Origin of the sequence: Dysgonomonas hofstadii (assembly GCF_014196915.1) — a bacterium.
GTDB lineage: Bacteria > Bacteroidota > Bacteroidia > Bacteroidales > Dysgonomonadaceae > Dysgonomonas > Dysgonomonas hofstadii.
Genome location: NZ_JACIEP010000001.1, coordinates 296,395 through 320,191, shown reverse-complemented (window position 1 = coordinate 320,191; position 23,797 = coordinate 296,395). Strand labels below are relative to the sequence as shown.

Below are 23,797 nucleotides of genomic sequence, written 5' to 3'. Positions count from 1 at the left end.
AGGTTATTGTTTAAATAGTATTATTATATCTTTATTTTAGTTGATCTGCGTATTCTTTAATTACTTTAATCGTGGAATCGGTATCGAAGACGGAGTTTAGCCCCTGCTCTTCCTGCGATGGATCACCCACATAATCATCCCACGGCTGCCAGAATTCATGAGCCGGGCGGCCGAATCCTCCCCATGCCCAAAAATTGCATCCGGCCAGAACTCCGTTGTCCTTTGATGCTGCTACAATCTGCCCAAACACATTGGCATAATATTTATCGCGCGCCGTTACAGGATCATCCAGTGTATATTTGTGATTGTCGCGAGGGAAGCCGAATTCTTCCATTACAACAGGTTTGTTCAATCTCTTTGCAATGGCAATATGCTGTTGCATATATTCGTTCGTTTTTTCTATGCCTGTTTTTACCGATCCGGGGATATCGTTGACATCTATCCAACTCCAGTTTTTTGGCCAGATATGCATAGTCAGATAATCTACATTCGGATCAGCATGCATTTGTTCGAATAAGACAGAATCCATTTCTGTGCCCCATACTCCTTCCGATCCGATGGAAATGAGATGATTAGGATCAAGAGAACGGATCAAAGCGGTCGATTCTTTTATCCATCTGGCGAAACCGGCTTTGCCTTCTTCGCTAAAAGCACGCGGCTCATTACCTACCTGCCAAGCCATGATAACAGTATCTTCCGTATATTTTTTGTTGGTATACCGGTTTGTTCGGCTCAAAACATATTTCACATGCTCATTGAACATGGCATGGCAACTATCACAATCGGCATATTTTGCGACATGCTCTACAAATACAGGCCAGTCATGCACTCCTTTTTCAGGAACATTGCCTTTTCCTGCCCATTCGAGATATTGCCCATATCCACCACTCCATTCCCAACTGTTGTTAAGATAAAGTACAGCATGCATATTACGTTTTCCCATCTCTACCAACAGGTAATCCAATCCATCGAAAATAGTATCGTTGTATACTCCCGGGGCTTGTTGCAGTGTAGGCATCACTTTTACGGCTTGCCCGGCAACACCATCGGCTCCAACCAGTATACGCAGATTGTTTATACCGTTTGCCTGCATAAAATCCAGCTCCTTGTGCAGACGTTCACGGTTTCCACCCTGTCCTTCTGAACCGAGGATCGCTCCATACCAGAAGTTTGTACCGATGAAATAATACGGTTTTTCGCCAATGAAAAGCTGCCCGTTCTTCTGTTCTACAAAAGGGGTTGTATCAGTTATGTCAGTTTTCTTCTGAGAGCAGGATATGAATGCCATAAGAGCAGTGATTACAGTAATGAATACTATTTTCTTCATCATCGTTCTATATTTTTATTTATATGAGATATTTTCCAGTATTTCTATTTTGTTTGTCGTTGTAACAGGATTAAACAGGTCTTTTAGAGATTCTATGCTAATCTTAGACTGAGGCTTGAAATCATTCGAACTCATGTAATTGATCATACTATGATACATCTGTTTAGCTTCAGGTTTATCTATCACCGAACCTAAATCCGACATACAAACCAATAGTTTACCATTATCCATCTGGAATTCGAAAATGAGTCCCAGTTTATGATTTCTTTCCACATTGTCGATCACCTGCACAATAGGACGATATGTAGACGGCGTTTTATCCAGTATCAACGGATAGCTCTGTTTAATGATCGGGAACCATTGCCAACTTGTATGCATATCAGTAGGAAAATCCTTGAATAGCGGATGCTCCGGATTTGTCAATATACCTAATGTTCCCGGTGAAACTGGCTTTTTAGCATTCTCACTAATAGTCTTGAACATACGGTAGTTCCAGTAATCGGTCTGGAATAATCCGCCGACTGTGGACTGTTTATATTTTTCTTTATTGGGAAACCAAAGGACACTTTCTCCTTTTTTTAGTCTACTGATTGTAGAATCATCCAGTTTATCAGTTACTGTAATTCCCGCAAGAATATCTATTGAAACATTTTCGGGATAAATCCATAAAGGATAGGTATTTTTTGCTTCTATTCCTTGTATTTCCAATGACAGGATCACTTTTTGCGCTTTCGATACGGATGAAAGGGATATTTGTATTTGCCCTACGTCTAGTAATCCTATCTGGTTAGATTCTATTTTGATATTACCTTCATCTATCGGTTGTCCTTTACCATCGCTTAACGTCCAATTCAAATCCTTTCCTGCCAATCCGTTTTCTGAATAATTGGCGATCCTGATATCCCCTTTCAGTGTTTCGTTATTTGTCCAGCAGAATTTTTCTGTTACAAATAAGGGCACAACCGGAGAACAGAATTGTCTCCATTCCTCGGGAGTAACCAATCCCTTGCTATCCATAAACGCATCGAGGATGCCGACAAAAGCAGAGCCCTGTCCCGGATAATCTTGCAGATCTAGTAATTGAAAACCTCCGAATCCGGCAGTTCTTAAATCCATTTCAATATCTGCTTTATACAATTGAACAGCCCATTTTCCCGAAGCCTTGAAAAAATCATCAGCCTGATCGGCCATTCCGGCATCGGCAAGCCTTTTTTTGAATACTTCAAAATTGCGGGGTTGTAAGACACCTGTGTATTTCTTTATTTCGTTATAATCAGGATAAACCTGAAATTGTCCCGATTCGTGGCTGATGACCGGAACCGTGCTCTTTGTTATCGCTTCCGAAAAGTCCATGACAGAATTTGGGTAAGTATGATTTATATATCCACCATCGGGCGCATCGGCAAATGAAAAAGAGCCTCTTACATGCGTGTTGAAAGGATTGACTCCCCATTCTCCGCCAATACGACAGGTTACTAAGAAATCCTCTTCCGGGAGTTGTCCGTTATACCCCAAAAAATTGTTCGAACCAAAAGCATAGAGATGTCTGTTATCTATTTTCCGAAAAGTATCTACCAATGTATTCATCGCTTCCTGATCTCCGGATAGCTCATTTCCCAGAGCGAACATCACAAATGAAGCATGGTTGCCATATTCATTCTGTATATTGATTCCTTCTTTAGTCAGATAAGAGATCAGGCGTTCATCATCTTTATTTAATGTTCCCCAGAATGACAACTCCGGTTGCAGATATATTCCTTCTATATCAGCAGCTTCGAAACAAGCCTTTGGCGGACACCATGAATGGAAGCGGTAATGGTTTATTCCATACTCTTTTGCTGTTTGGAAATATTTTCTCCAAGTATCTACATCCATCGCTACATGGGCGGTGAGGGGAAATACACAGGCGTCGTGCTTGCCTCTTAAAAATGTTATATGATCATTGATCGCAAATTGTGTTCCTTTTGTTTTAAAGTCTCGCAGACCGAAACTGACCGTCTGGGAGTCATATATCTCTGTTCCTTCAAGGCTTACATACAGTTTATATAATGCCGGATTAAATTCACTCCATAGCAAGGCATCTTCACCTAAAGGATATTCAATTTCAAATTCATTTTTTGATAAATCCAGATCATGGGTTACAGCGTTTACTTTATGTTTCTTATCTGTATTCCATGCTTCAGCATCCAGTCTTACTCTTACATTTTCTATATTCTGCTTAGATAGTTTAAACTTCACCAAAACAGTTTTCTTTTCCGCATCAGGATAAATCTGAATATCTTTCAGGTGCAATGAATTAGCCGCCTCAAGATAAATTTCACCGATAATCCCATTCCAATTTGTCTGGGTTGATTCGGTATAGGCATGGGAACTGATTATTATCTGCGGTGGTACAGATTCACCGTTATCCACCATAACGGTAATGCTGTGGCTACCTGTAGAAAGGAAAGAAGTTAAATCATAAATCTGAGATGTAGAGATATTATCATTCGTTCCTACTGGTTTTCCGTCTACCCATACCATTGTAGGCTTTGTACGTTCTAAAGTCAGGGAAATATTCTTTCCATCCCATAATTGAGGAATATCAACTTGTCTTTTATACCACGCTTTACCAACATAAGAATAGATACGTGAAAGATGGGTGGTTTCATCTGTTTTGGTATTTAATACACCCTTTTTATTGGTGTCGGTTGTGCAGGGTAAAGTTACCGACTCTGTAAAATCAGTTATCTGCCAGTTTTCTTCCAGTCCTTTATTGAGTGAATCCAGTTGGAATGACCATTCACCTTGCAGATCAATACGGGAACGCTCATATTTCTCCGTTTTTTGACAAGAGGAATATGTGATTATGGTTGCAATTAAGAATATAATATAACCCGTTCTCATAATTTTTATGATCTGATAATGATATTTATTTTATATTTAGTTTTTTCCTGAATAATGCCATAGCTGCATCATTGAATTCCTTTCCTACACTATGCCCGAATTCAGGAAATGCCATCCAACTTTTTTCAGATTTCACCTGATTATATGCTGCAAAGTTGATATGTGGCGGACAAACTTCATCCTGTACACCAATGCCCATAATCAAAGGACATTCTATCCATTGGGCCAGATTTTTGATATCGAAATAAGTTAGCAGATTATATAAATCGTCCCATTTCGCTTCAGGATGATTTTGTATATAATTATCGAAATCACTCTTTGGCCAGTGCGCGATTTTAAAATAATCGGGATAATCCGAAAGGAATGGAATATTTGGTGCGGCTACTTTTACCCGCTTATCTAAAGCAGCAGCCACAAAAGACAAGGCTCCTCCCTGGCTACCTCCACGAACAGCAATTCTTTCAGCATCGATCTCGGGACGGGAAGAAACAAAATCCAAAGCCCTCACTACATCAAGGAATGCACCACGGTAATAATAATTATCCTTATTGTCCAAACCGTAAGTTATCCATGTTCCGTATTTATTTGTTGGTTGATTCAGTGCTTGCCCACGAATGGATAGAACGAAATATGCAAATCCATCCCACCATTGATTCGGGTAATACGGTTGTGATCCGTAACCCATATATTCTACAATTACAGGGTGTTTCCCTTCCCGTTTAGGTTTGGCATAATATCCTTTTATAGTTTCGTTGCCGAATGACTTCATCTCAACCAGATACATATCATAATCGACTTTCGAAGCTTCTAGAATCGGAGTAAGTTTATAGCCGGGTACGATCTTTGCCAGTTCTTTCAGATTATTATCCCAGAATTCCTTAAAATCAGCTTTTGCATCTATCGGGGATTGGATTTTTTCAGGTTCGTAACCGACATTGAATTTCTTTTCACAAACCGTTTCCCCATTCCGTTTGAATTGAATTGTATATCTGTAGAATCCGGGTGCAGGATTTGTATAAGTAAAGTCTTTACTATAAATTTTATTCGCTTCTAATTTAATGTTTATAGAATCTGTTGTAACAGGTTGAAAATCGTCGGTGGTTAACGTCACAAATAATTGTCCGTCAAGATCCCAACGGTTATTATTTTGTAAATCAACAGTGATCTTGATAGGATTTTCACCCATGAAAATATAATAGGAATCGGCTACAATGGCATCCAGCTTCAACTTATCATTTGTATTTGCTGATGAAACGGTTAACTTGGCGCTGTCTAAAAAACCTCCGGCAGCGCTCCATCCGTCATGGAATTTTATTGCGATCAGGTTGTCTCCGGGCAGATTCAGGTCTTTCTCATAAACAAGGTAATTACGTTCGTTATCGAAATAACCCATATAATCATGAGGGAAACGGCCTGTTTTGCCTACCAAAGTTCCGTTCACATACACCTCATCGCAAGCGGCAAAACGGCCAAGATGCAGGATTGCTGCTCCTGATCTTTCTATTGCATTCCGTAAGCTATCGCCTAGCTGGATTGTTTTACGATACCACCCAAAGCCATTTTCAAGGGAAATATTCTGATCTTTAAGCAATCGGGATGATACAACTTCCTGCCAGAATGCATCGTTATAATCCGCATTCATCCAAAGACTGTCTGTCCCCTCACCCGCATGGAATTTCCATACATCGGAATAAGACTCACTCACTACAGGAGACAGATCTTCCTTTATTTCATTCTGGCAGGAAGATAGAAAAAGTATCTCCAAAATGATAACCAAACATTGTCTTAAAGCATTCATCTACCGTTGTATTCTTTTAATGTTCTTTTTACGATTCGCCCCCATGGCTTCAGGTCATTGTCCGTCCATCCCGTTAGCGGAGATGAAGCGTCTTTGACCATCGAACAGGTCTCATCCTTACTCGATACAGACCATGTAACCCAACTGATTTTGTTCGCTTCCATCCAATCGAGCCATTCCTGCCACGATGTATGATCGATAGGGCCATTACCGGTTGCTTCCATCGATGCGCACTCAGAGATAAAGACAGGTATTCCTTTTTTCAGCGCATAATCGGTCCTGTCACGCAGATACTGCTTATGTGTAGCGGCATAGAAATGAACAGTATACATTATATTCTCATATCCCTGAATAGGATCGTCGGCAACCAGATGTATATCCTGATCCCAATGTGGACAACCTACCAGAATGATATTCTTTTTATCGATCTGGCGGATTGTTTTTATCAGTTCTTCCGAATAAGCTTTTACATCAGCCCATGATTGTTCTTCGGGTTCATTAAATATCTCGTAAATAATATTCGGGTAATCCTTATATTTAGTTGCGACCTGAATAAAAAATGCTATCGCTTCCTCTTTTTTGATTGTATGGCTGTGCCAGTCTATAATGACATACATATCATTCTCAATAGCGGCATCTACCACGGTATACAGGCATTGCATCGCTTTTTGCGGATTATCTATATATGCTCCGTCAGGGTCGACTCCTATAGCCGCACGGATCAGGTTTGCATTCCAATCAGTTTTCAGCCAGGCGACTGTTTCCTTATTGTAAAACTCCGACCACCAGTTGTGCCAACCCAGACTTACACCTCTCAACATCAGAGCATCGCCTTGCTGATCAACTAAGGAAACACCTTTCACAGACAGAAATCCATGCTGGCCGACAAATCCTTTTAGTTGTTCTTCTTCTGTTTGAGAATTACTTTCCGAACAATTCACATAGGATGTGAAGAAGAGAAGTAACAATATTATCAATAAGTTGCTGTTTATATTCAATATTTTATTGTTCATAACCGTATTATTTAATTACTTCTCTTCTTATAAAAATTTTTACTTAAAACTTTCTAACTGATCGCGTGTAATCACATAAGTCTGATTCATCGCATCCTGCCACCATTCATCAGTAGCATGTTCTGCACCGTACCATGGCATAAACCATGCCCAGCGTGCTCCGGCAGCCCACTGTTCAGATATAAGTCCTACCGATCCGTTCTCTGTTAATGCTATAATCTTATGTCCGTAACGGTCAAATTCAGTTTCATATGCAGATTTACAAGCGGCAGCATCTTTGTCATACAAGTCGCGGCCGATAATATCCACATAGGCATCTCCCGGATACCAGTCATCGTCACTATCTTCACTTGTCCATACCCAGATCAGGTTATTTACACCTTCTGTCTTGAGATAATCGAACATAGCGATCCATAGTTTCTTACAGGATTCTGCATCCTTACCCCACCAGAACCAACCTCCGGCTGCCTCGTGGAACGGACGCCAGATAACAGGGATTCCTTCGCTCTGTAATTGCTTCAGTGAAGTTGCTACTTTTGCCAGATCGGCTGTGAATACTTCATTTTCGAATGTACCCTCGGTTGTAGCTTTAGCCGCATCGAAATAGGTCTGCTCCTTATAGAATGCATAATCACTTTGCGAGTTAGCAGGAATGATATATATACCTGTCACCGTATAATCGTGTCCACCTATGATCAATCCGGATGCTTGCAGTTTAGTCAGGATATCGCTCGTAATAGTCATCTCATAAGAACTTCCGCTAATATCGAAATATTCATATCCGGTAGCTATTTGTGCCCAATCGCTCCCTTTTATTGAACCTTGCGCTCCGGCAGCTACATCTTTAATTGTAACACGTACAATATCGCCCTCCTTGGCCACAGCAAAACTTTGTACGGCAGCAGCATCTGTCAACTGCACACTTCCCGACCAGTCGCCAGGCATTGCTGTTTCGCCTTCCCATGGTCTTGCCGACACAGGAACATTCCAATGCCACATAAGGGATACAATACCTCCGGCATCACTCCAGTTCTTCACAGGAGTAATATCACTGTAATCGATCCAGTTAGCCGGAGAAAACGGCAGATGAACATAGTCGAAGGTATTCATTGCAGGATATTTTCCGGTAAGATTAAATACCGCATCCGCATTTTCGACATTCCAGTTTACATTGGCCATTGTCCCCGAAAGCACCTTTTCTTTATAGATGCCTCTGAGATATTCATATAGTTTAACAGCCTGAGCTGTCGCATTCGGATTGCAAAGAGAAGTTGTTATCACAGGATCGCCTTTTACAGAGAAACCGATCGTAACCTCTGGTGCCCCGGTGTAAGTAGGACCAACAACCACTCCTTCTGGTACTGTCAATTGGTAGGTTTCACCTTTTTGCAATCCGGTAATTTCTATTGTAAGCTTTAGTAATTTACCCGAAACGCTTGTTACAGATGCTCCATTGTTTATGGTAATCTTTTCAAGCCCGGCAGAAGGGAAGAATATATTCTGATCATAAGTCAGGACTATTGTCATATCACCATTAGGATTTTCTTTTCCTAAATCAATATTTGTAGTACCATCAGCCGGATTACTACTCACAAATTCTGGTATCCCGGGATCACCGATAACAGGATCGTCAACATCATTACACGAAGGCGTTGTTAATAACAATGCTCCTATAATCAGGCAGAAAAATGTATATAGTGTTTTTTTCATAATCTTTATTTATATGTATTGTCAGTTAAGAGCTTGTCCGGTAACTATTTCATACCGGACAGGCTTTATCAGTATTATCGCCCTGTTATAATAGAGATCTTATCAATCGTGAAATCTGAACCCTGAATAATTATACCATAGCCTTCGCTTGTTTTATCTCTTATATTATCCAGCCCTTCTTGCGTCAGCCTCAGCTCATATTCTTTTATAGATTTATCCCCCAGAACGTCTGTGGTCAGATAGACCCCTCCTATTTCATCGAATGGCATATTAACCCAGTTACCATAATTAAACTGTAATTGTCCCCAATTATCATTTTGGGTAAAATAAAGCTTAAGAATAGCGCCCGCCCTAAGATTTTCAAAATCAGAGATTGAAAGTATCGCTCTACCTCCATCACTCCAGGTAATAGCCAAAGGCCCCTGGAATATAATTGTTTCCACTACAGCCGAATTGATCACATAAATTGAATATGTCACGTCTCCATTCGAAGAAATAAGCTTAAAGTTGGTATTACCACTTGCACTGCTTGGAACAGATATACTAAGCGTATTTCCCTGAAGTATATACTGTACATTAGTTCCATTTACCTGAACCCCTGTCAGTTTATCTCCGTTTTCAACACTAATGGTCAATATCGTTCCTGATTTAATTTCCTCATCATCTCCCGGAAGTACAGGGATATAACAAAATTCCGGCTTAGTTACTGTCAACGACGGACTTGTTATAGTCTCACCATTCTTCATAGTAAGGGTAAGAGCTCCACTTTCTGCATCAACCGGAACAGCTACAACTAAGCTCGTTGCTGATGCAGGAGTCACTTCCACTGTTTTATTACCTCCAAATGTTACTTTTGCCACCAGATCAAGATTTGTACCGTTCAATGTTACACTCTCTCCTGCGGGAACCGAAGACGGACTGTATGATGTTACTGCCGGTTTCAATGTTGTAACGGCTATTGTTGCAGAATTTCCACTGGCAGTATTCAATGTGAGATTTCCACTGATTGTACCTTCAGGAACAGTCACTTTTATTTCTGTTCCACTTTGCGAAGATGGATCTACCGAATCCTCTACACCCGGGAAAGTTACATTTGTCACCAAGTCCATATTCACCCCGGTTATAGTGATCACTGTTCCGGTTCTGATATTTGTTGAAGGAGTCGCAACCAATTCCGTAGGTATGGCCATACCAATATTGGCGATGGAAACATGTACCCCTGATGCCGGAACCATCACTACAACACCATCGGTAACACCAGCTGTAATGGTGAATGACAGTTTATTGTTTTCCACTTTAAAGTCGACAGTGTCTCCGGCTGCGCCATCCGGTAATATCACATATTTAACCAGATCGAGATCGCTGCCTGTAAACTCGATTAAGCCTCCGGGTTTCTTATTAGTTAAGTCAACTATTTGCTCTACAGAAGGAAGAACAATCTGTAGTTCTATTTCCGATTCCAGTTCGATAGGAATAGCTGCAGTATCGGCAAGAATAATAGTTCCCGTCTGAGCCTTATCCGGTACAGTCACTTCTATTTTCCCACGTTCCCAAGTAAGGAAGTCTTTGTAAGTTACTTCAACATCCTTTGCAAAGATCACTTTTTGTATAAGGTTCAAATAGTCACCTTCGATAGTCAGTGTCTGTCCTGCCTTTACCGGAGACGGGGCTATACTCGAAATAGAAATAGGTTCGGTATATGTAAGTAGAGTTTTTGAGGTCAGTTCTCCATTCGGTGTAATCAGTTTTACATAACCTTCAGCTGCATTCTGAGGAATGGTCACCTTGATTTTTTCACTGCTTATTACTTCTATTTCGGTTATCTCTATATCATCAGGTAAGATAACTTTTGTTACTTTATCCAGATTTTTACCGATAAAGGTAAGCTGGCTGCCACGCAGGGCGGGACTCGGGCCATAAGCCTCGAGTAACACCGAACCCGCATTATCGTCATCATCGTTGGAACAAGCTGTGAATGAGACAACAAGTACTGCCAGCATCATTAATATTAGTCTGTTATATATATTCGTGAAATTCATTTTTTCAGTTTTTAAGATTATCTTTCAGCTTCTACTACACGTACATTATCAACATAGATCGTCGGAGAACAGTCTGTCCCCTCAGCACCTCCGGCTCCAACAAACAGAGTAATTCCTGAATAATGTCCGGCAGGTTTAGGGCTGCTAATCGACTCTCCGTTTATACCGTATTTAAAGTCGCTCAATGGCATTGTCACAGTAATCCAGCCATCTGTAGTGAACGAACCTGTCTCCGCCCAAGGCGTCCACAATCCGCGAGGATAGGTACTATCCCGTTTCCATGTTTCATTGCCACCATGAGTACCTGCATAGTCAGGCCAGTTACCATTATTTTGCCAGTTCAGCCAAACCTCGTCAACTCCTGTGAAAATAACCTGGAATGCACATGCCGACCAGTCTCCTATTACTTTAGCCTCAAACTTCACTGCATATTTGCTTAACGCACTGGCATCGAAGAAGTCAGGATCGTCCGGTGTATATGTCCAGCGATCGAAACAGAAATCAGCATCTGTACTTGATCCGTCTCCACCAAGATCTCCGGAGAAAATCAAATAATTCCCATTTATTCCATTATCAGAGGTAACTCCTTTTCCTCCATGCCAGCCAAAGAAATAGTCATAGTCCGGATAATTGCCATTATTAAAATCGAGAACAATATTGCGTTGATCACGGAAGTCGAAATAACTTTTACTTGTTCCATATACAGAAGTCACTTCTATAGGACCACTCTGTGCACCTGCGGGAACACGAACCTCTATATTATTTAGATCATAACTTATAATTTCAGCATTCAGTCCTCCGGCAAAAGTGACCGTTAAAGGATTTGCATCTTCATGAATAAAGTAAAGTCCCTGAATATAGGCAATATCTCCATCCTCTACATATTCGCAAGTCATTGTCCGCGGAGATGGAGCAGGAACTAATGTTTCGAATGAATAATAGCAAGAGTCATTATTCGTATATAACTTTATCAAATCTTCCTTCTCTCCCGGAATACCTGAAGGAATAGTCACTATAATAGCATTGTCTGTCACAAAATTCGGGTTCAGTTTCGCTTTCTGGTCGTTAAAGTATATTTTATTAACACTTCCCAGATTTTCTCCTATAATGGCAATCTGATTACCCAGATATGCTCCGGTCAACAATGAGTCCGAAACTGAGGCATCGCATGGCCGCACATATCTTACCACCGGAGTTCCTTTTCCCGATCCTCCGTTATCGTCATCAGAGCACGAGTTAAATGCAATAAGTGCTGACAGTGCGACAATTACATTAAATATATATTTTTTCATAATCGATCTGAACTAAAAGGTTAAAATGGATAATCGACAGGCTCCTGAGTTATAGAAGGAGTTTTTGTTATAGTCTCGGCCGGAACCGGTAACACTAGATTCTTTTCTGTAATTGTAATAGATGCGGCATCTTCATTGATGAAGAAAATAGTACCCTTTCCTGAAGGATCGGCACTAGGATTAATTGGGGTAAATCCTCCATGATACGCACCGCTGGCATTACGCTCCTGCCATGTATAACTTGCATTAGAAACATACTGACGTTCACGCTTCATGCCATTCAGATAAGATAGGGCTTTGCTCATATCGCGATAGCTCATTCTCTTGACATCAAAGAAGTTGACACTTTCAAGTGCAAACTCTACACGGCGTTCTTTGATAAGGTCATCATAAGTGATTGATGTAGCATCATAAGAAAGTCCGGCACGAGTACGCACCTGTTTAAACACATCTATAGCCAGGGCATCAGACGTAGAAGAACCGGAAGCAATGCAAGCCTCAACATAGCAAAGATATACATCAGTCAAACGGAGCAGATAAAGGTTATTCCCTGCATCCTGGTTAGTGGCTCCTGCCAAACCATCGCAATCGGCATTCGCCCCGATTACATATTTCCTGACGTGAGCCAGCATTTCATTGGCAGCTTCAGTAGATTCATCTTCCGAAAAATTGCGGTAAGTATAGCCACCACCACCCAGATTACTATACGAGTCTCCATTTCTCATGTAAGTATAATAACGGCGTGCGTCTCTCGGGTCAAATGTTTCCTGCAAGCTAAGCGTAGGGCCTTTCCCTGCTCCCCATGAAGAACCCAGAGTGATCAATGCGTTTCTTGAAAGAGAAACATTTCTCGGATTACCATATCCGTATCCGTCATTTGTGCATTGTATGGCAAATAACAAAGATGAATCGTTATTTCCTTTATTTCTTTCGAAGTGCACTTATGATCGAGCCATCCATGCTCCAGGCTGGAACCTGTTATCAGTGTCAGTTCCAGTTCTCCGATTTCTTCGATACTATCTCCTGCTACGCGTTTGGAACCGGCTCCGTTTTCTATAAAATTCAATTCATATTCGGCATGTACATGTATAGGAAAGGTAAAATGTTGTTTTACCCGCGAAAATATCATAAAACAATCTCTTTTTGACAGAGGTGTTACTTCTCTTAATATTGAATCTTTCATAAATTTTATTTAAAATGGCGCCAAACTATATAAAGAACACTTTATATATGGCCGTGGTTTTGTATAGTGAGCATAAATATATTAAAAATCTCGGATACTTATAATCGAGAGAGACAACTAAATCAAGAGTGCATCTCTTATTAAATTATATTTAAGCATTATGACATATATTATATTTTTGTATCTTAGCTTCATAAAACTGGTATTATAAAAACACTTGTTTAAGTAAGCTATTTTCTATACTACTATTAAAATCAAAAACCTAACTTCCACTATAAAATTGTATTTATACAGAGTTTAATATGGGAAAAAAACTGTTTTTCTTCGTCGTTATCTTCATTTTTTCTAAAAACCTATACTCAAAAAATGAATTGGATTCTCTATTTCAGGAACTTGACAATAAAATAAAGAATTGTGCTTTATATGTAGAATTAAAAGAAGCCAGAATAGAAGAACTTAAATCTGAAAAAATAAGATCTGCAAATTCTATAGATAAAATGTATTCTTTAAATTCTGCGATCTACAACGAATACAAATCCTTTATTTCAGATTCAGCCATACGCTACCTCAATTATAATATGGATATAGCATATTCTTTGAACGAACCTCATAAAATAAATGAAACATCCATTGCTACCGCAGATATTTTTTCGGCTCTGGGTATGTATAAGGAAGCTATAGACATAATCGATAACGTGAAAAGAGAGTTTCTGGATAAAGCCCAATTAATAGAATATTATTCAGCTTACCGGAGCATATATTCCGGAATGGGGCTATACACCCAAAACAGCCGTGACAGATGGCGATACTGGCAAAAAAACAACACCTACAGGGATTCTATAATCAGCCTGGCCGATTCGAATTCAGAAATATCTCTCAGATTACGTGAGAATACAATACGTGAACAGGGTAAAATAGACGAAGCCCTGAAAATAAACGATCAACGGCTGCAACATATTAAAATGGGAACGCCCGGTTATGCCTTAATCACCTTTCACAGGTCGTTACTATACAGAAAAAAAGAGGATAAAGAGCAGGAAAAAAAATATCTTATTTTATCTGCTATATCAGATATACAGTCAGCTATAAAAGACAATGCGTCTATACCCAGCCTGGCAAATATGCTGATGCAGGAAGGAGATGTAAACAGAGCCTATATGTATGTGCGCTTCTCCCTCGATAACATCAACGATTATAACACACGTATCAGAAGTTCAGAGATAATTAATATCCAGTCTATCATAGACAAAGCCTATCAGGCGAAGAGTAACGAACAGAGAAAAAAGCTCCGCATTTCCCTTATTATTACCAGTGTCTTATCCATATTGCTGATCATATCGGTATGTTATGTATACAAACAAATGAGGAAAGGTATTTTAATCAGCAAACGGCTTAAAGAAGCAAATACGGAGCTAAATGCCCTCAATCAGAAATTACATAATATGAATAATAACCTCAAAAATATAAACATTGAGGTAACTGAGGCTAATTATATAAAAGAAGAATATATCGGATATTTTCTCGATCAATGTTCGAAATATATAGAAAAAATGGATGAATACCGGAAAATGGTAAATAAAAAAATTCAGAATAAAGAAATAGAAAACCTATTCAAGATCACCAAAAATAATCAGTTGAAGGAGGAAGAACTCAAAGAATTTTTCACAAACTTCGACAATATGTTTATGCATCTATTCCCCGACTTTGTAGATAAATTCAATTCTTTATTACAAGATGATGAGAGAATCATATTGAAAAAAGGAGAAGTCCTGAATACCGAGCTTCGCATATATGCCCTCATGCGGCTTGGCATTGACGACAGTACCAAAATTGCTAACTTTCTTGGTTATTCGGTCAACACAATATATAATTACCGAGCGAAGATCAAAAACAAAGCAAAAATATCAAGAGAAGATTTTGAATGGACTGTAAAAAAGATTAGTACATTCCATAAATAAAAACCGTTAAGTTCCACTCTCAATATATTACGATCCCGACAAGTTAAAATGCCGGGATTTTTCATTAAAAGTTGTTTTCATGTGATAAAAATAACTTTAATTATTTGTGTTTTTTCCACTTATTCAACCTCCAGACAGCATGTCAACAATATGTTTATCAGCAAATTATGAAATTTAACATTTCACTTTTTTAGTTTTATCAAATTTTTGCATTTCCAATCTAAATATGTTTGCATTGAAAAATATCTAAACCTGAACATTTCATAAAACACCGTAAATCGAATACATATGATTAGACAAAAAAACAAACCATCAACATCTACCGAACCGATTTTCATAAGTCAACTGGTTCATCAGCTAAAAAGAGCTTTCCTTCTGTTACTTCTTTGTAATATTTCTTTTATGGGATGGGGATGCAGCAGCAACTCTCCAGATGAAGATATAAAGAAAGAAGAACCAGGAGAAACTCCGGATAATAAAGATGTAAGCATCATTGTGACAACCACAAACCGGTCTATGGATCTTCACCGGACAGGGGTTAGTTTCAGCGATAAAAGCAATATGTCGCCATCTACTATTACGATCGATCCTTCCGAAAAATTTCAGGAAATGGATGGTTTCGGAGCTGCGGTAACAGGCTCCACATGCTTCAACCTGCTAAGGATGGACAAAGAAGACAGATATAAATTTCTAAAAGAGACTTTCGATCCGAAGGACGGCTTGGGCTACAGCTACATCCGTATCTCTATCGGTTGCTCCGACTTCTCACTCAGCGAATATACCTGTTGCGATGAAGAGGGCATCGAAAATTTTGCCCTTCAAAGCGAAGAAAAGGATTATGTTATCCCAATATTGAAAGATATTCTAAAAATTAATCCTTCAATTAAAATACTAGGTTCGCCCTGGACTTGCCCCCGTTGGATGAAAGTAAATAATCTGAGCGACCTGCAACCTTACAACTCATGGACAAGCGGGCAACTTAACCCTAAATACTATCAGGATTATGCCACTTATTTTGTAAAATGGATTAAGGCTTTTGAAAAAGAGGGAATACCTATCACGGCTATCACCATTCAAAATGAGCCCTTGAACAGAAAGAATTCAGCCTCTTTATACATGGGTTGGGAAGAACAAAGAGATTTTATTAAAACAGCACTAGGCCCCCAGTTGGAGAAATCCGGGTTACATCCTAAGGTCTATGCTTTCGACCATAACTATAACTATGATAACATTGCAAGTCAAAAAAGCTATCCTCTCAAAATATATCAGGACACGGATGCGGCAAAATACTTAACAGGAGCCGCTTACCATGACTATGGCGGAAACCGTAGCGAACTTATCAATATCCACAACGGGCAACCCGATAAAGAACTCATTTTTACAGAAACCTCTATTGGCACATGGAATAACGGACAAGACCTGAACTCACGCCTGATGGCTGATATGGAGAATGTGGCGTTGGGTACTGTCAACAATTGGTGCAAAGCCGTTATTGTATGGAACCTTATGCTCGACACATCGCGGGGACCATGGCGTGACGGAGGTTGTAAAACATGTTACGGAGCAGTAGACATCAGCCTGTCCGATTTCAGAACAATAACACGGAATTCCCATTATTACATCATAGGACATATGTCATCGGTCGTAAAACCCGGAGCCGTCCGCATCGGCACAAAGGGATTCTTCGAGGACGGATTTATATATTCGGCATTCGAAAATACCGACGGCACCTATGCAATGGTATTACTTAACAAAAACAGCAGCAGTAAAAAAATAACCATATCTGATAATAAAAAACATTTCGTATTCGAAGTCCCGGCAAAATCTGTGGTCTCTTACAGGTGGGCAAAATAAAACTATTTAAATTATCTAACAATTAAAGGCCAAAATTTATTATGAAAAAATGCACATTTTTTATTCTAATGCTTGCAATCCTTTTCTGTTTCGCAGCTTGCGATGACGATAAGGATAAAATACCGAATTTAGTGTCTTTCGATGTAGCGGCTTCTGCTTATTTCGGAGATAGCATTCCTTTTTCGGTCACTGTCGATGGGAATGATCCATTAAACAAAATCCAGGCTATACTTTATTACAGTGATATTCTTGTATCTGAGACTTTTATTCCGGTAAATAATCCGGGAACATATTCCGGTAAACTATTTATTCCATTCCTGGGAAATATTCCTGACGGAACAGCCGAACTGAAGTTTGTTGTTAAGAATAAGGATTTTGATTTTGCTATATCAAGTACCAGTATAAACCTTTCCCGTCCTCAATTCCCATACCTGATATTAAAGACTGAAGCAGGAGAATATCAGATGAAACCTAGTTCGACGGGAGAGCATCTTTATGTCGCCAGCGAAGTTTTTCCATCGCAGTATACGCCTGCGCTTATTGTTGCTCCTGCGTATGGCGAAAGAGGCAATGAAATAAGTTTCGGATGGGTAAAAGAAAACAGGATAATAAAAGAAAACCAGACAGACTCTATCCCTTTCCTCAGCGACGAGGTAGGCGAATATGGTATTTCGTTCAATACCCTCACATATGAAGGAAGGCCGTTTGTTCCACCATCCTTTGCCAGGCATTTATTCCCCGATCCATCAAATGGATTAAGTATTCTGGAACAAGAATTCACTCAAAACCAAACAATTGTAATCGGCGGATATCCCGACCTGAACGACTGGTGGATAGACCCTACATTCTTGGATACAAACAATGATGGTTCTTTCACTTTCCGCGCCAAAGATGGTAAATACCGGATCACAGCCGACGCCAATCTTAAATATTTCAGAATAGAACCGATGATAGGTGATGCGCTTGCCGTTTTCAATTCTACTACAGGAGAAGGAACTATCTGGATAATAGGTGACGGCTACGTAGGAAATCCTTCTTACGCACGTAATTCTATCAACTGGAATGCTGACAAAGGAATCGCAACAGCTCCTCTAGGAAACAAAACATTCCAAATTAAATTTATTGCCGGAACCACATTAAGACCTTCATCTGGCGGCGTTAATTTTAAATTCTTCTATCAGAGAGGTTGGGGCAACGAGTTCACGAAAGACAGGATCAGCATTGTCAGCGACATTTTCGAAGCTCCGGCAACAGATGGCAACATCAGGCTGAAATCAGGCAAAACTCTTGTAACAGGAAAAGTATACGTATTTACCATAAATGCGTCCAGCTTACCTGTAACAATCACAGTTACTGAAGAATAAGTTAACCAATATCTAACAATTATAATTTTAAATTATATATGAAAATATCAGAAAAAATAACCGCTATAAGGCACAGACATGTACCTATGCAAAAAGCGATGTTACTGGTAATCGTGTCATTATTCTGCACTGCGAATAGTGTATACGCTATAGCCGATAAGAATGATGTAGCAGTAACCAATGAAATAACACAATCCGCGATCACTATATCAGGATTGGTTACAGAAGGAGACGGAAACCCCTTGATCGGCGTTACAGTAACAGTAAAAGGAACTACGACCGGAGTTATGACGGACGTTGACGGACGTTATAGTATCAGGGCTGCTGAAGGACAAACTCTCGAATTCAAATATATCGGATTCAACACCGAAACCCGCCAGGTAAAAAAAGGAGAAACCTCGATAAATATCCGTATGGTAGAATCATCAGTAGACCTGGAAGATGTAGTCATCGTAGGTTACGGGCAACAGAAAAAAGAAAGTGTAGTTTCTGCGATAAACACAGTCACGTCAAAAGAACTTGCCGTAACCGGACGTAGCCTAGCTAACAGTATCGCCGGACAGATAGCAGGGGTAATAGCCATCCAGCCATCGGGCGAACCGGGCTATGACGACTCTAACTTCTGGATTCGTGGCGTAAGTTCCTTTGCCGGAGGTACAAGTCCGCTGATCGTAGTAGACGGTGTTCCCAGAGGAAGTTTCAGCAACATCCCTGTTGACGAGATAGAAACATTTACCGTACTGAAAGATGCAGCTGCAACTGCAGTATATGGTGCCGAAGGTGCGAATGGTGTTGTTTTGGTTACAACTAAACGTGGTAAGGCTCAGAAAACAGCTATAAGTTTTAATATGGAGCATGCCATGAAAACCCCGATCCGTCTGCCCGAAATTCTGGATTCATACAGATCACTCAATTTATACAACGAAGCAATATGGAACGATGCGGGAAATCCACTGGCTGGCTGGGTAGCACCATTCTCTGATGATGTACTGGAAAAATACCGCACAGGTGTAGATACCGACCTTTATCCGAATACAAACTGGATGGATCTGTTGAGAGATCATACTTATACAAGCCGCTATACTATCAACTTCAGAGGTGGAGGCGATAAAGTAAAATTCTTTGTTTCTGGCGCATATTATAATGAAGACGGTATATACAAAGGGAATCCGATAGAAAACTATGATGCTAATCTCAAATACGAGCGTTATAACCTAAGATCTAATATCGATATGGATATAACCAAAACGACAAAAATGACGGTCGACATGAGTGGATTCTATGTCCAACAAAATGCACCGAGAAGCACAGCCGACCGCTTATTTAGCGCATTCACCATATTCCCTACGCATCTGATTCCAATGGTTTATTCTGATGGTACATTTTCCGACCATCCACTCAATACCGATGCTAATGCCGAACGGGCTAATCCTTATAACCTGTTGAATAACGTAGGTTACACAAAAAACTGGGAAGTAACTGTACAAACAAGAGTAGGCCTCGAACAAAAGCTAGACTTCATTACCGATGGATTATCATGGAAAGGTTCAATGAGTTTCGATTCATTTACTCAGGGTCGCATAGACAGAGCCAAAGAAGCAGAATCATACTATGCTGAAGGACGGGATGCCGATGGAAATCTGATCCTAAAACAGATAAAGGCAGGATCAGCTCTGGCAAACCCTACGTCTTCATCCAGTTCGGGAGAGAAAAGAATATATCTGGAAACATCTTTAAATTATAACCGTACGTTTGCACAAAAACATGCCGTAACAGGGCTAATACTGTATAACCAGAAAGAAACACAATATCAGAGTCGCAGCAACGGGATAGAAATGCTGCCTTATCGCAAGCAAAGTGTTGTTGCCCGTGGTACATACGGATTCGACAGTAAATACTTTTTGGAAGCCAGTTTCGGGATGACGGGAAGTGAAAATTTTGCAAAAGGGCATCGTTGGGGATTTTTTCCGGCAGTAGGTGCTGCATGGACCGTGAGCCAGGAAAACTTCATGAAAAATATAGAAAATACTCTAAGCAAACTCCGATTCAGGGTATCATATGGTAGAACCGGAAATGATCAGGTGAGAATAGACAATACCGATATACGTTTCCCTTATCGCGAAAAAGTAAATGAAGGTGCATCCGGCTATCCGCTGGGTATTACTCAAGGTTCTGGCGGAGGTGGCACCAACAATCCGGGAAGTGGCATTGTTGAGAGTGATTACGCAACCCCTCTTTTACAATGGGAAATCGAAGATAAATTCAATCTCGGGATGGAGGTAGGACTTTTCAGAGGAAAAGTGGATATGGGCTTTGACTATTTCCATAACGAACGTAGTTCTATCCTGATTCGTCGTCAAACTATCCCGTCTGCATCCGGACTTCGCGTAAGTCCTATGCAAAATTTCGGTAAAACCGAAAACCAGGGCATAGATGCCAATATAGTTATACGTCACGAAATAGGAGACGTGTCTTTATCTGCCAGAGGAAACTTTACTTATACTAAAAATAAGGTAACCGAGTATGACGAAATTCCTCAGGTTTATAAATACCAACAGTACACAGGACAGAGTATAGGACAACCGCTTTTATATATTGCCGAAGGTTTGTATACTCCGGATGATTTCAATATCACTACCGATCCTCATACAAAGAAACAAACCTATAAACTGAAAGAAGGCCTGCCTGTTCCGGGTGCAGTAGTTGCTCCTGGTGATATTAAATACAAAGACCTGAATGGGGACGGCGTTATCGATACATACGACCGCACTTACGACAATGGCTTCTATCCGTCATCTTCTCCGGGAATAGTTTACGGATTCGGATTAAATGCGGAATGGAAAGGATTTAACGTAGGTGTATTCTTCCAGGGAACAGGAAACGTGTCTGCCAACCTATTGAACAAAGCCGAAAACTTCGTCCCTTTCCTGAGAGGGCTTGAGCAACAATCGGTGCGCACAGAAGGACTAGACCGCTGGAGATTCGAAGATCCATACAATCAGGATGTTCTTTTCCCGAGAATACACTCGACATCTTATTCTCACAACCAGGAATGGAGTACTTGGTGGCATCGCAACGCTAGTTTCCTACGCCTGAAAAATGTAGAATTTGGTTATACATTCAGCAAGAAACTTGTACAGAAAGTAAAACTGGATGGAATACGGCTCTATGTACAAGGACAAAACCTGTATACATGGGACAGCATAAAATTCTGGGATCCGGAACTAAGAGACGCGCGTTCGGGAGCTAAATATCCGATGAGTTCGAGCTGGACAATAGGTTTAGATGTTACATTTTAAATAATACGATATATGAAAACAATAAATAAAATATTTTTATCCATAGTAGCAGCAGGTACTATCGCTCTCACATCTTGTAGCGATTACCTGGATGTTTCGGGTGAGCTTTCCGATAATCTTACCGTCGACAAAGTTTTCGAAAATGCAAGCTACACCAAGCGGTGGCATGGTAACATATTTAACGCTATATGTGAATACTCCGAAAACGGGTCTAGCTCAAACAGTGGAATGAAAAATCCATGGTCGGGAATCGCCGGAGAAATAATGCAAAACAACGGTCCTGCAAAAAATTTGCTTGTGCAAGGATACAATCCATCCAGTGCCGGTCTTCACCGTTGGGCAACACAATATCAGTATATCCGTCAGGCAATGATCTTTATTGAAAGGGCAAAACCTATAGGGAATCCTAACGAATCCACATCTTTGCGCGAAGAAGATGTAAGAAAAATGAAAATGGAAGCCAAATTCCTCATCGCTTATGCTTATTTCTCACTGTTTGAACTATACGGCCCCATACCTATTGTCACCGGCCTGGCTGATCCTGAAGATCAAAATATAGATTATGCCCGTGCTCCGTTGGACGATGTAATTAAGCATATCGATGATCTTCTGGTAGAAGTTATCGAATCTCCGGATATACCGAATTCAATCTGGAAAGAAGGAACTTATAACCTCACAGAAGTTGTTCGCCCTACAAAAGTAGCAGCAATGGCACTTCGCGCAAAGTTATGGGTATATGCGGCATCTCCTTTATTTAACGGTGGTTTCCCTGAAGCACTTACTATAACTAACTTTGACGGAACACGTTTGTTTCCTGATAAAGATCCTAATAAATGGAATATCGCAAAACAAAGACTGGAAGAATTTTTGACATTCGCAGAAGCACAAGGTCATAAATTATATGTAAAATTGAATTCAAACGGAAGTATCGACGCTGACCTGTCTGTATATGAACTTTATCAGGCTTACAACGATGAAATTCTTTGGGCGACAGGAGTAAATGATTACAGTGCAGAACATAACGCAGAGAAACGCTCTACTCCACGCGATATTTATTCCTGCTACGGAAATATTGGGGTCTCACAAGAAACTGTAGATGCATTCTTTATGAACAATGGGCTCGAAATTAACGATAAAGGTTCAGGTTATAGAGAAGACGGCTTTACTAGCATCGTTAACCCTTGCAATACAAGCAAACGTACCGACACTAACATTTTCAATATGTATGCGAACAGAGAAGCGCGCTTCTATGCTGCGGTAACCTATCAGGGTAAAAGCTGGCACAAACAACCAAACAATAATGCCAATTATCAGGTAGGCTTCGCCTGGGGTCAGCCATCTGACGGATCGAATGATAACAGTCCTAGAGGAGGCTACTTACTTTATAAGTTGAAAAACAGGCAGGTTCTTTGGAGTAATGCCAGTGGTGATCTGAAAAGTTTTGCCCGTCCTTCAATCCTTCTTCGTCTAGCCGACTTCTATCTTTATTATGCAGAAGTGCTCAACGAAATAGATCCATCTGATTCGCGCATTATCGAGTATGTCGACAGAGTAAGAGAACGTGCAGGAATAATGGGCTACGGGGAATTACAAAGTGAAGGGAAAAAAACAGGTATCATCGGCGACCAACAAAAGCAACGCAAAGCAATTTACCGCGAACGCCGTGTCGAACTCATGGCCGAAGGACAACGCTGGTTCGATATGCGCAGATGGATGATATGCGACCCAACAGAAGCTAACCGCGAAATGGAAGGTGATATTACTCTTTTCACGGGAATGAATATGAGAGGATATGCCGATCAGCCTATCGGCAGCTCAACATCTTATTTCACCCGTGTACAGATAGAAAACCGTACCTGGAAAAAAGAAATGTACTGGTATCCGGTTCCTCAGAATGAAATAAGCAAGAGTCGGCTGTTAGTGCAGAACCCATTATGGAGCCAGGTTCTTGAACCGCCGACAGAATCAGAATAGGCTGATTCACTAAACAGTATATCAATTAGATCTTGATAGGGAAAGGCAGGGTCTTCAATAAAGACCCTGCATCCTTATCTTATATGAAAAGGGAAAAATA

13 protein-coding genes and 1 pseudogene are annotated in these 23,797 nt (G+C 40.3%); 5 read left to right on the top strand and 9 right to left on the bottom strand.

Annotation, left to right across the window (positions count from 1 at the left end; translation table 11 throughout):
- Positions 1 to 31: 31 nt before the first annotated feature.
- The 9 genes and pseudogenes from GGR21_RS00915 to GGR21_RS00875 form a co-directional block, all read right to left on the bottom strand.
- Positions 32 to 1,330, bottom strand: coding sequence for a glycoside hydrolase 5 family protein (locus tag GGR21_RS00915; protein WP_183305261.1), 1,299 nt, complete (start codon positions 1,328 to 1,330; stop codon positions 32 to 34).
- A 12-nt stretch (positions 1,331 to 1,342) separates the two neighbouring features.
- Positions 1,343 to 4,213, bottom strand: a complete 2,871-nt coding sequence (locus GGR21_RS00910) for a sugar-binding domain-containing protein (protein WP_183305260.1) — start codon at positions 4,211 to 4,213, stop codon at positions 1,343 to 1,345.
- Between the two features lie 25 nt (positions 4,214 to 4,238).
- Complete coding sequence (locus GGR21_RS00905; RefSeq protein ID WP_183305259.1) at positions 4,239 to 6,011, bottom strand: acetylxylan esterase; 1,773 nt, start codon at positions 6,009 to 6,011, stop codon at positions 4,239 to 4,241.
- Positions 6,008 to 7,024: a glycoside hydrolase family 5 protein gene (locus GGR21_RS00900; protein ID WP_183305258.1), complete on the bottom strand. Its 1,017-nt coding sequence runs from the start codon at positions 7,022 to 7,024 to the stop codon at positions 6,008 to 6,010. Before GGR21_RS00900 ends, GGR21_RS00905 begins: the two co-directional genes overlap by 4 nt.
- 39 nt (positions 7,025 to 7,063) lie before the next feature.
- A complete protein-coding gene (locus tag GGR21_RS00895; protein ID WP_183305257.1) occupies positions 7,064 to 8,734 on the bottom strand; it encodes a glycosyl hydrolase in 1,671 nt (556 codons plus the stop codon).
- Positions 8,735 to 8,808: 74 nt separating this feature from the next.
- Entirely contained in the window at positions 8,809 to 10,773 is a 1,965-nt protein-coding gene (locus GGR21_RS00890; RefSeq protein ID WP_183305256.1) for an IPT/TIG domain-containing protein, read from the bottom strand.
- A 17-nt stretch (positions 10,774 to 10,790) separates the two neighbouring features.
- Entirely contained in the window at positions 10,791 to 12,065 is a 1,275-nt protein-coding gene (locus GGR21_RS00885) for a glycan-binding surface protein (RefSeq protein ID WP_183305255.1), read from the bottom strand.
- Between the two features lie 20 nt (positions 12,066 to 12,085).
- Positions 12,086 to 12,967 carry a RagB/SusD family nutrient uptake outer membrane protein gene (locus GGR21_RS00880; RefSeq protein ID WP_246347952.1) on the bottom strand — a complete coding sequence of 294 codons (882 nt, stop codon included), beginning with the start codon at positions 12,965 to 12,967 and terminating at the stop codon, positions 12,086 to 12,088.
- Positions 12,968 to 12,972: 5 nt separating this feature from the next.
- A pseudogene (locus GGR21_RS00875) lies at positions 12,973 to 13,248 on the bottom strand (AraC family transcriptional regulator); the annotation flags it as partial.
- Positions 13,249 to 13,550: 302 nt separating this feature from the next.
- On the opposite strand from GGR21_RS00875, the gene GGR21_RS00870 reads away from it, so the two are divergent.
- From GGR21_RS00870 to GGR21_RS00850, 5 genes are all read left to right on the top strand, one after another.
- Positions 13,551 to 15,206, top strand: coding sequence for a DUF6377 domain-containing protein (locus tag GGR21_RS00870; protein ID WP_183305254.1), 1,656 nt, complete (start codon positions 13,551 to 13,553; stop codon positions 15,204 to 15,206).
- Positions 15,207 to 15,608: 402 nt separating this feature from the next.
- Complete coding sequence (locus GGR21_RS00865) at positions 15,609 to 17,060, top strand: glycoside hydrolase family 30 protein (RefSeq protein WP_183305465.1); 1,452 nt, start codon at positions 15,609 to 15,611, stop codon at positions 17,058 to 17,060.
- 41 nt (positions 17,061 to 17,101) lie between these two features.
- Positions 17,102 to 18,424: a DUF5125 domain-containing protein gene (locus GGR21_RS00860; RefSeq protein WP_262890035.1), complete on the top strand. Its 1,323-nt coding sequence runs from the start codon at positions 17,102 to 17,104 to the stop codon at positions 18,422 to 18,424.
- A gap of 38 nt (positions 18,425 to 18,462) precedes the next feature.
- A complete protein-coding gene (locus GGR21_RS00855; protein WP_246347951.1) occupies positions 18,463 to 21,723 on the top strand; it encodes a SusC/RagA family TonB-linked outer membrane protein in 3,261 nt (1,086 codons plus the stop codon).
- A gap of 12 nt (positions 21,724 to 21,735) precedes the next feature.
- A complete protein-coding gene (locus tag GGR21_RS00850) occupies positions 21,736 to 23,697 on the top strand; it encodes a RagB/SusD family nutrient uptake outer membrane protein (RefSeq protein WP_183305252.1) in 1,962 nt (653 codons plus the stop codon).
- Positions 23,698 to 23,797: the final 100 nt, after the last annotated feature.